Genomic DNA, 11,085 nt, shown 5'->3' on the forward strand with positions numbered 1-11,085 from the left:
CGCCTGTCAGCAGTGGGCGTACTTCCTGGACGGGCGGATCTTGTTCGTCAGCCTCGCGCCGCCATAGCACTTGTAGCGATTGTACAAGCCCTGTTCGAGCTTACGGAGGCTGCCCTTGCTCCGCTCGTGATAGCGAATCGACTTCACATTGTTGAGCTTGCCCTTCTTGTCGTGCTGGTGCATACGCCGGTGCATGTTCTTCGACTTGCCGACGTAGTACGAGCCGTTGTTGTACTTGATGACGTAGACGCCCCGCTTGCGGGGAGCCTTCTTCGCGTGCCGGTTGAGATTGCAACTGGCGTTGTGGACTAGGGTGTCCGCGGTGCCGTCGAAAACGATGTACGTATGGACGTTTCCGACGTTGAGGTTGAATACCAGCCGATCCGCGAGCATCCCGCGGTCGCGCACGGCGTTCACCGCGTGGACCGACCCGTCCGCCGACCGCAGGGCGTCGCCCGCCCTGACGTCGATCGCCTTGGTCCAGCCCTTGTCCGCGACCCACAGCGGGTGCTCGGCGGTCGCCTCAAGGGGCGGGGTCGCCGGGTCGAGGTCGGTGTCGATCTCGACCAGGTGCTTGGTGCCGGAGCCGCTGAACACCTCGAGCACGGGCTGGGCGGTGGTCAGACCCGTCGCCGGGTCGGTCGCCGCGACCAGGTCGCCGATGCGGACGTCACCGATCGGCAGGTAACCGCCGTCGGCCATCAGGACCGGTGTGTCCGGGGCGAAGGAATTGCACCGCGAACGCCGGAAGACGCTCTTCGCCCGGGAGTAGGACCGCCTGACACGGCTCGCCTTGCGGAGCGCCCGTGCCGCCTTGAAGCCCCTGACGGCGAGACGGCCCGCGGAGCCGAAGGCGACGCCGACGCTCATCTCCGCCGCCTTGCGCCAGTTGCCGGTGGCGGCGTACGAGATGGCTCCGACGGCGGAGGCGATGTTGCCGATGGGGCCCGGGATGTAGGAGGCGTACTCCGCGACGCGGGCGACCTTCTTGAACATCTTCTTGAAGCTGAAACCCCAGTTCCCGTCGAGGTCCGTGCAGTTGACGGGGTCGCCGGCACAGTAGTCGTACGGGTTGGCGTTGCCGCCGGGCTCCGGGTCGACCTGGAGGAACCGGCCGAGCGCCGGGCTGTAGAGACGCGCTCCCATGAGGATGACGTCGTCGAGTGCCTCGGAGGAGCGCTGCTGCGCACCCAGCCAGCCGTACCGCTGGGGGGCCTGGCCCTCGGCGGGGACGCCGAACTCGTCGAAGACGAAGACCTTCGGCGTGGTCGTCGCGGGATCGAGGGTGACGGCCACGTCACCGTGCAGGTTGGCGAACTGCAGCTCGATGTCGCCGGTGGCGGAGGTGGTGGCCGTGAGGTCGCCGTCCGGACCGGAGACGTTGCGGGTCAGGGTGCCCTGGGTGGTGTCCTCGATGATCCAGCGCGGCTCGTCGGAGTCGTCTCCGTAGTGGTTGAGCTTGCTGGTCGCGTTGGCCCAGGTGCCGTCCGGCTGCTTGGCCTCGGTGGTGAACGCGGTGAAGCGGTGCGCCGGGTCGAGGGACCAGGACTGACGCTTGTCGCCCTTCGTCTGGGAGGCGACGAGGTCGTTGTCCCAGAAGGTGTTGACCGAGCCGGTGCCGGTGGCGGTGGTGCGGCCGAAGGCGTCGTACGTGTAGCCGGCGGTCAGGAGCCGGTCGGCGCTGTCGTACGAGCTGGTCGTGACCGTGCCGCCGGTGGCGGTGCACGAGCCGTCCTCGGCGGCGGCGAAGACCGTCTTGGAGGTGCGGTTCATGCGGCCGGTGACGCTGCGCCCGGCCTCGTCGAAGCCGTAGGCGCGGGTGGTGCAGCCGTCGGTGGTGGTCTGGACCGTCTTCGTGAGGCGGCCGAGCCGGTCGTAGGTGTACTCCTTGCTGTCGGTGGAGTTGGTGTCGCCGGCGACGGCGCCCTGGGTCGACATGTCCAGGTGCTGGCCGTAGACGACCTCACCGTCGGAGATCCGGGTGTACGTCCGGCCGGTGGCGGAACCGCTCGCGTTGAAGCCGTCCTTGCGGACGTATCCGCCGGGGTAGGTCTGCTCGACGAGCTGGCCGTCGGGGCCGTACTTCGCGGTGAAGGTGCCCGCGACGGAGTCGGTCACCGAGGTGACCATGCCGCGCGGTTCCTGCGTCCGGTCGTACGTGTAGGTGGTGGAGCCTGTGTTGTCGCTGACCTTGACCGGCTTGCCGAAGCGGTCGAACTCGGTCGTGGTCGTGCCGCCGTCCGCGTCCGTGTAGGAGAGCAGACGGTCGAGGGCGTCGAAGACCCTGGTGATGGTCTTCCCGCCGGCCGTGGTCCTGACCGCGTTGCCGGCCACCGGGTCGTACTCGGTGGTGACCTCGGGAAGGTCCTGGCCGAGGTCGCCGGTGATCTTCGTCGAGACGATCCGGTCGGCCGCGTCGTAGACCGTGGTGCTCGTGCGGGTCTTGCCCGCGTTGGTCTCGGTGACCTCCTCGATGTCGCCGAAGCGCGAGTAGCGGGTGATCCGCTTCACCGGGAGGGTGTCCGGCATGCGCGTGGTGTCCGCGCCGGTGACCTGGCCACCGGGGAGCGTGACACACGGGCTGCCGGCCCACTCGGGGCGGTTGCCGCACGCGGCGTCGTCCGGGTTGGTCCCGGCCGTGTAGAACACGGTCTTCACGGTGCCGGTGTCGGCGCCGTTCGAGCCCGGCCTGCGGGACTCGATCGCGCGCCCGGACGCGTCGTACTTGATGGTGGCCGTCAGGTTCGCCCCGCCGGTCACCGCGTCCGTCGTCACCGAGGTCTCGGCGCGCAGCGTCCAGCCGGAGGTGCCGCCGATCGGGGTGCCGTAGCCGGTCCTGGTGACCCGCACCTCGACGTCGTCGGCGTACCCCTCGATCCTCGCGCCGTCGAGGGTGCTGGTCTCCAGGTGGTAGGCGGCGCCGTCGGGCTTGCCCTCGTCGTACTTGTGGACGGTGTGGTCGCGCACGACCACCGACGTGCCGGCCGCGAGTGCGGGCATCGGCGGGTCGGCCTGCGCCGGCACCGGCTCGTCCAGCTGCGCGCGGAAGACCGGCCCGGTCTCCTCGAGGAGGTCCTGACCGTCACGGCTGTAGACGCTGCGGGAGTCGAGGAGTGCGGCACGGGCCGCGGAGTCGTCGGGCAGTCCGAGCTCGATGACGTTCTGGTCGACGTTCTCCCCGAGACCGAGCGAGAGGAGCCGGCCCGTGGCGTCGAGGGTACGGACGGTGTTGCCGAACCGGTCGTACTCGGCGGTGTCGATGTCACCGACCCCGGTCGGCGACCAGGTGGCGGTGTTCACCTCCTGCGCCGAGGCGTTGAGGTAGTGGGTCGTGGCCTGCTGGTAGCCGTCCTTGCCCGGCACGGCCGAGGTGGCCGTGTTCGTTCCGGGCGTCGACTCGACGTCGAAGACGGCGGTCGCGTCCGTCGGGACGTCCGCCTGGCCCCACTTGGCGGCGTTGGCGCCGTCGAGGTCGTACGGACCGCCGGCCGCGCGGGTCAGCGGGACCTCGTAGACCACCTTGGAGGCGGTCTCGCCCTCGACGACGTCCTTGCTGCCCGGCTGCAGCGCGGGGCGGCGGACCTGGAGCAGACGGCCCGGGTCCTGGTCGGCCCCGGCCGGGCCGTAGTCGAAGTACCAGGGCAGCTCACCGGCGGTGGCGATGCCGGTCAGACGGTTGCCGGTGCCGTAGGTGTACGTGGTCTTGAAGACCGCCGTGTCGGTGGCCGTACCCTTGCGCGGGTCCCACGCCTCGACCAGCCGGCCGGAGACGTCGTAGCGGTAGGTGGCCACGTCGACGGCGTTGACCGCACTCGCGGCGGGATCCCACGACCAGACCTTCACGCCCTTCACCCGGTCGGTGAAGTCACCGGGCGTGCCGGCCGTGGCGGTGGTCGCCGTCGCGTAGACGTACTCCAGGACCTCACAGCCGCGCGCCGGGACGGCGCCCGTGCACTGGCCGGTGTCGTCGACGCCCGGCTCGGTCTCGCCGATGACCCGCTTGACGAGCGTGCGGCCGTCGGTGGTGTCGTACACGTACCGGCTGGTCGATGCCTCGTCCGTACCGGAGACGCTGTCGACGACGTGGACGTCGGACCCGGTCTGCTTCTTGAAGCGGGTCAGGGTGCCGTCGTCGTCGGTCAGCAGGTAGTCGCCGCCGGACGCGGTGAGGGTGAGGCCCTCGGCGCCGGGCTCGGGGCTGAACGAGCCGTCCGAGCTCTTGGCGAACGTGATGGTGGTGTCGTCCTGGCCGGTGAGGACGGCGACGTCCTTGCCGGGGAACGTCAGCGAGTGCAGCTCGTTGTCCGTCACACCGCCCGCGGCGCCGCCCGCCCACTCGGGACCGAACGGAGCGACCAGCTCACGCACCGACAGGTGGTCGTAGTGCACCGCCTTGCCCGAGTTCGCGGGGAAGCCGTTGTACAGGCGGAGGAACGCCGTGGTGGCGTCCTTCGGGACGGTGAAGTCGAGCGTCAGCTCGGCCCAGGCGTCGGTGTACGGCACCTTGCGCGAGGTGGGCTCGACATAGCCCGCCGGGGTGGAGAAGCCCGCGTACAGGCGCAGACCCCTCGCGTGCTGCGGGGACAGACCCGTGGCCGCCGGGACGTAGGCCCACGCGGAGAACCGGTAGGTCTTGCCGGGCTTCATGCCCAGCTGCAACGCCTGGGAGTCACCGCCGACGGAGACGAAGGAGTCACCGTTGGTGTTGGTGGTGGGGACGATCTTCAGGGAGTCCGTCGAGCCGTCCTGGCCGAGCGTGGCGTCCCGGGTGAAGGCCGACGTGGTCGACACGAAGCCGGTCGTGTCGGTGGACACGTCCTGCTGGTTGGCCGTCAGGCGCTGCCCCTGCGGCATCCAGCCGCGGTCCGTGCCCCGGGAGGAGGCGGTACGGGAGGAGGACAGGCCGAACTCGTCCGCGTCCGTGACGCCGACGGAGTAGTCACCGGTCAGCAGGTTGACCGAACCGGGGCCCATCTCTTCGGAGGCGGCGCCGTCGGCGTTCGGGTCGACCGTGAAGCCGCGCCACTCGCTGATGTACGGGGCGTCCGCGTCGCTGTCCGTGTACAGCGTGGCGCGGACCTGGACGACACCGCCGACCTGGCCGAGGGTCTCCAGGACCGACCAGTTCGCGTACGCGCCGATCTGGGACAGCGGCGTCTTCGGAGCGGTGACCGGGGTGTTGTCCTGCTTGGTCAGGTTCGCCAGCGGGACGTCGTACACGCTCGCGCCGGGGCCGCGCCGCCACTGGTACGTGACGCGGGTGTACTTCGGCTGCGCGTCGACCGCGATCTTCACCCGGCGGGCGCTGACCGCACCCTCCATCGGCTGCACCATCGCGCCCTGGCCGACCAGGAAGTCGTACAGGACCGCCGTCGAGAGGTTGCCCGCCTTGTCCTTGGCCTGGACCTTCAGCGTGCGGTGCCCGTCGGCGGCCGGAGCGATCGACACGCTGGTCGAGCCCGTCGCCGCCACGGTCACGGCGGCCGCGCCGTCCATCGAGTAGACGTATCCGGCCAGATCGGTGGTGCCGGACGCCGGGGCGAAGGTGAACGTCCCCGGGGTGCCGCCGCTGCCGTGCCAGAGGCCGTCCTGCGGATAGGTCGTGGACGACACGAACGGGGCGCCCGGCTTGGTGGTGTCGACCGTGAAGGTCTGCCAGGCCGACCAGGTGCCGTTCCAGTCCTGGCCGTCGTAGACCGCCGCCCGCCACTTGTACGAGCCGGGGGCGAGCGCCGTGCCGGGGGTCCAGGTCGCGGTGGCGCCGGAGGCGACGTACACCGACGTGCCGGACTGCAGGGCCGCGGACCCGGCCGACGCCCAGACCTCGAACGTCAGGCGGACGGTATTGCCGTCGGCGTCGACCGCCTTGGCCGACAGCGTCGGCGTCGTGTCGTTCGTCGCCGCACCCGTCAGCGGGGACAGCGGCGCGGCCGCACCCGGCCGGGTGTTGTACGTGACCGACAGGTACGGGGCACCCGAGGTCGCGTTACCGGAGTTGAACTTCTTCCAGGCGAACTCGTCGGTCTCGTCCGTCGCCCGGATGCCGAGGGTGTTGGTGCCGTTGCCGTTGGCCGCCCAGGCGGCGGCCAGGCTGGTGATGTCCGTGGTCACCCAGCCGTCGGCGCACGAGGACGAGTAGCCCTTCGTGGCCGTGCTCGTGGCCCACTTCTTGTTCCAGTTCGGCTGCGCCGTCCATCGGGCGGCGCTGGTGGCGGAGCTGGTGTCCCAGACCTCCCAGCTGCGGGCGCTGCACGACCAGGAGTGGAAGTTGTAGAGGTTCAGCGACGCCGACTTGATGACCTTGCCGCTGATCTTCGACATCGGGAAGGCGAGGTACGACCGGGCGATCTGGGCGGCGCCGTTGTTGCCCAGTTTCAGCTCGGTCGACGTCGACTGGTCGGTCGTGAACCCCTGCTGGACGAAGGTGTCGAAGCTGGGGCCGATGTTCACGGCCGGGTCGACCGTCACCGGGAACGTCGTGTCCGGGTCCGCGAGGAAGGCGGCGTCCGGGGTCAGCGTGAGGTCGACGGTGTCGCCGTTCTGCGTGACCTTCAGGCCGACGTCGGCCTGGTTCTCGTGCTCACCGGTGTGCGGGTCGACCGTGGCGTCCCACATCACCGGCGCGGGCAGGACGCCGGCTTCCTCACCGGTGTTCGGGTCCAGGAACGACACCGAGCGGTCGGCGTTCGCCCTGACCTTCAGGCCCTTGGCCTTCAGTGACATCGTCACCGAGCCGGTGGCGTCGACGGCGCTGCGGTCCTTGAGCTCCAGGAACTGCTCGAAGCCCGTACGGGTCGACTCGACGATCATGTCGGTGCCGGGCGCCACACCCGCGTAGCGGGCCTCGTTCCCGTGCACGGCCGGGTCGGGCAGGGCGCCGCGCCACGAGAGGGTCATCTCGTGGCCCTCGCCGCTGTCGAGCGAGACCAGCGGAACGGCGGGCGTCTTCTTCTCGCCCGGCTCGCCACCGGAGGCCTTGACCCGTGCGACCTCCGCGGCCGACGACTTGCCGGCCAGCGTCAGGTCGAGCGGGTGGGCCGACGCGTGGACGCCACCGCCCGGCGCCTCGACGAGGGTCGGGTCGACCTTGCGCCAGGTGCCGCTGTCGTCCTTGAAGCGGTAGGGCCCGGTGTACGACTCCAGCGACATCGAGCCGTCGGGGTTGGCCCAGCTCGTCGTGGCCTCGGTCCGCTCCCCGGTCACCTCGATCCGCCGGTCCTGGAGCCGCGCCATCAGCAACGCCGAAGTGGCGTCCTCGGCCTCGGCGACGCCCTTGACCTGCGATTCCTCGACGGGGGCCCTCGGCGGCTCCGCGGCCGCCGTCAGCCCCTCCATCAACCCGAAGGTCATCACCAGAGCCGTGGCCAGGGCTATGCGCCTCATCCGGCCGGGCGACGCCAGCGGATGCCGCTCGCCCGGAGCGGACGTCCGTTGTCTCATCCTGATCGTTCCTCCCCTTGGTGATCGCCGGTTGACGATCGGGGGGAACTTATCGAGACCAAATCCCGGGCGGACAGGAACGATTGGTGAACAAAGCCGCCCGCTCCGCAGGAAAAGTGTCGCAATCGTGTCGGGAACGCAAGAGACGACCGGGGCCGCCACCCCCCACAGGAGAGGCCCCGGTCGTCATCTACGGAGCCGCAGCACGGCTCCGTACTCCCTACAGCGCCGGTGATGCGTTTTCTGTCACACCCGCACGTGCACCCGCACGTGCACAACAGCCCCGGATCCGAAGGTTGCAGGTTGCACAAGGTGCCCGCACCACGTGGACGCGGCCCGGGGACACGACGTAGCGTGCAGATGCGCGAGGCGGCGTGGCGGTGATGACCGGCCGCGACGACGTGACGACGCGACCGACGAACAGGGTTTGGGGAGTGCTGGGGGACGACGCGGAGCTGACGGCCGCGGTGCTCGCTGCGCAGGACGGGGACGAGAACGCGTTCCGTACTGTCTATCGCGCCGTGCATCCTCGGTTGGTCGGCTACATACGCACACTGGTCGGCGACGGCGACGCCGAGGACGTGGCATCGGAGTCCTGGCTCCAGATCGCGCGCGACCTCGACCGCTTCAGCGGGGACGCGGACCGCTTCCGTGGCTGGGCGGCCCGGATCGCCCGCAACCGCGCGCTCGACCACATCCGCATGCGCGGACGACGGCCCGCCGTGGGAGCCGACGACACCGAACTGACCGAGAGGCCCGCGGAGGCCGACACCGCGAACGAGGCACTGGAAGCCCTGGCCACCGGCCGCACCATGCACCTGATCGCCCAACTGCCGCAGGACCAGGCCGAGGCCGTCGTCCTGCGCGTCGTCGTCGGCCTGGACGCCAAGAGCGCCGCCGACACCCTGGGGAAGCGCCCCGGTGCCGTACGGACCGCCGCGCACCGGGGTCTCAAGAAGCTCGCCGAGCTCCTCGGGGCGGACGGGGCGGCAGGAGCGGACGGAGCGGGCGAGGTGGACGGAGTGGCCGAGGTGGAGGGGCCCGGCGAGTCCGGTGGGTCCCGTGAGTCGGGTGGTGACGTCGTTCCGCTGGACGGTGTGCCTCCGCAACGCGGGCGCGGGCCGGGCGCCACGGGCCCCGGCGGTGTGACGCATTCACGTCCGCGTACGCAGAAGGACATGTGATGGCCGACGAGCGCTACCAGTGGCTCGACCAGGAGGCCGCGGAGCGGCTGCTCCGCGGCGAGCCGGTCGACGCCCTCGACGACCCCGCGCGCCCCGAGGCCAGACGGCTCGCGGAGGCCCTCGACTCGGCCCGTACGCCCGCCGCCGCCCGGACCGGACAGGCCGAGCTGCCCGGCGAGGCGGCGGCACTGGCCGCCTTCCGCAGGGCCACGGCCGAACGCGCCGCGAGCGCCGGCGCGGCCGCGACCCCGGCCGGTGTCGGCCGCGTCGGCCACGCCGACCTGGGCCGCGTGCGACTCGCCCCCGTGACCGCGCCCGCGCGCCGCTGGGGGCGTTCCCTGCGGTACGGGCTGGCCGCCGCGGTCGCCGCCGTCACGGTCGGCGGCGTCGCCGTCGCCGCCGGTACGGGCATGCTGCCGCTGATGGGTCCGGAACCCGCGGCCTCCGTCACGGCCGTGGAGACCCCGGACCCGGTCGAGACGCGCTCGCCCGGCATCCAGAAGGACCCCGAGGCGCCCCCGGTCGGACCGGACGGCGTCGACCAGTCGCCCGGCTCGTCGCCCGCGCCCGGAGCCTCGTCCTCCGCCGGCTCGTCCTCCTCGCCCGCGTCCCCCTCGCACTCCGCGTCGCCGGACCCCCGGAAGACCCCGGACCCGGGCCGGACGACGCCCCGCCCCGGCGGGGACACCGGCACCGCCGGGGTGCTCGAGAAGGAGAAGGCCCTCAAGGCCTGCCGGGACTACCGGTCCGGCCGGCTCGGCGAGGCCGACCGTCGGCAGCTCACGAACACCCTGCGCGGCGGCGAGACCCTCCGCCGGTACTGCGACCGGATCCTCGGCACCTCCGCCTCCTCCGGCGGTACGGGCGGCGCCGGAGGTACGGGCGGCACGGGCGAGCCCCGGGAGGGCGGCAAGGACGAGGGCCAGGACGACGGGGCGAGTGACGGGGCGCGTGGCGGCTCGAGCGGCGACGGCAGCCGCGCCGATGGCAGCGCTGCCGGCAGCGCCGGCAAGGGCGAATCCGACCGCCGTGACGCCACGTACGACCGCCGGAACAGCGGCTCCGAGGCCGTGGACGAGGACAGCCGTGGAACCTCTCCCGCAGCAGGTGTGACACTTTCCGGGCCGTCGGCGCAGTACTGAGTGAGCCGACTGGTCATCGGCCGCGCGTGAGCCGGGGTTCCCCCCGTACCTACGGCTCCGCGCACCCGGCGCGGGTGGGGCACGTTCCCCCGGTCCCACCCGCGCCCCTTCTTCTCCCCGCCCCTACCAGTGGACGACGACCTTGTCGCCGACCTTCACCTGGTCGAAGAGGGCCGAGAGCTTCGCCCGGTCCCGGACGTTGACGCAGCCGTGCGAGGCCCCGTTGTAGCCGCGGGCCGCGAAGTCCGCCGAGTAGTGCACCGCCTGGCCGCCGCTGAAGAACATCGCGTACGGCATGGGCGTGTGGTAGATCGTCGACGTCCACTCGCGGGCCTTCCAGCCCACGCTGAACGTGCCCTCGCGGGTCGGGGTGTTCTCCGAGCCGAAGCGGACGTCCATGGACGAGACGACCCGGCCGTCGATCATCCAGGCGAGGGTCCGGCTCTCCTTGCTGATGCACAGCACCCGGCCGGTCATGCAGCGCGCGTCCGGGGTGTCCAGCTTGTTCGTGGTCGACGGCTTCAGCTCGGCGGCGGTCGGCTTCCGGCTGGCCGAGAGCAGCCGCTCCCAGGTCGTGGCGTCGACCGAACCCGTCCGCGGCAGCCCCTGCTTCTTCTGGAACGCCGTGACCGAGGCCGCCGTCATCGTCCCGTAGAAACCGGTGGGGGCCCGGTCGAAGTGGCCGAGCTGCCGGAGCCGCGCCTGGAGCTCGCGGACCTGCTCGCTCTCGTCGCCGTCCTTCATGAGGGCCTTGGCGGCCGGCGTCGGCGTCGGGGTCGCCGTCTCGGAGGGCGACGGCGGCTTGTCGTCCGTGGTCGGCGTGGCGGTCGGGGTCTCCGTGGCGCTCGGGGTGCCCGTGGCGCCCGGCGCGGCGGAGGACGTCGTCGCCTCCGGCGCCTTCGACGTCGGGCCCTGGCTGCCGCCGCCTCCCGGGCCGTTCGAGGTCTGCGCCGTACAGCCGGCGGCCAGTGCCACCGCCGCCGCTGCCAGTACCGCTCTGCGTATGACGGACTTGGTCCGCTTCATGATTGCCCCCCGGGACGAGTCGTGTGTACGTAGGGATGCTTCCCACGCGCGTGCGGTTGCGTACGTGCGTGCGAAGGGTCGGAGGGAAGCTCACCATGCTGTGAGGAAGGTCCCAGCGTGCTGCTCTCCACCTGGCCGCACGCCCGCCGCTACAGTCCGTCGCGAGGGTCGGTACCGCTGAGTAGCAGGTCTATCGGAAGGCACATCACATGGCGCGCGAGTCGGAGTCGGGGCTGCCGATCGAGCCGGTCTACGGGCCGGAGGCTCTGGACGGGTGGGATCCCGCCGAGAGG

4 protein-coding genes are annotated in these 11,085 nt (G+C 71.4%); 2 read left to right on the plus strand and 2 right to left on the minus strand.

What is annotated here, in order from left to right; all coding sequences use genetic code 11:
• Nucleotides 1-6 precede the first annotated feature (6 nt).
• Nucleotides 7-7,440, minus strand: coding sequence for a DNRLRE domain-containing protein (locus tag ACWFR1_RS35785; protein ID WP_453559013.1), 7,434 nt, complete (start codon nucleotides 7,438-7,440; stop codon nucleotides 7-9).
• A 434-nt stretch (nucleotides 7,441-7,874) separates the two neighbouring features.
• On the opposite strand from ACWFR1_RS35785, the gene ACWFR1_RS35790 reads away from it, so the two are divergent.
• Nucleotides 7,875-8,624: an RNA polymerase sigma factor gene (locus tag ACWFR1_RS35790; RefSeq protein ID WP_453559016.1), complete on the plus strand. Its 750-nt coding sequence runs from the start codon at nucleotides 7,875-7,877 to the stop codon at nucleotides 8,622-8,624.
• Entirely contained in the window at nucleotides 8,624-9,766 is a 1,143-nt protein-coding gene (locus ACWFR1_RS35795) for a hypothetical protein (protein ID WP_453559019.1), read from the plus strand. Before ACWFR1_RS35790 ends, ACWFR1_RS35795 begins: the two co-directional genes overlap by 1 nt.
• Before the next feature lie 123 nt (nucleotides 9,767-9,889).
• On the opposite strand, the gene ACWFR1_RS35800 is transcribed toward ACWFR1_RS35795, so the two are convergent.
• Nucleotides 9,890-10,792: a L,D-transpeptidase family protein gene (locus ACWFR1_RS35800; protein WP_453559021.1), complete on the minus strand. Its 903-nt coding sequence runs from the start codon at nucleotides 10,790-10,792 to the stop codon at nucleotides 9,890-9,892.
• Nucleotides 10,793-11,085: the final 293 nt, after the last annotated feature.

This window comes from Streptomyces sp. NPDC055103 (assembly GCF_053607625.1).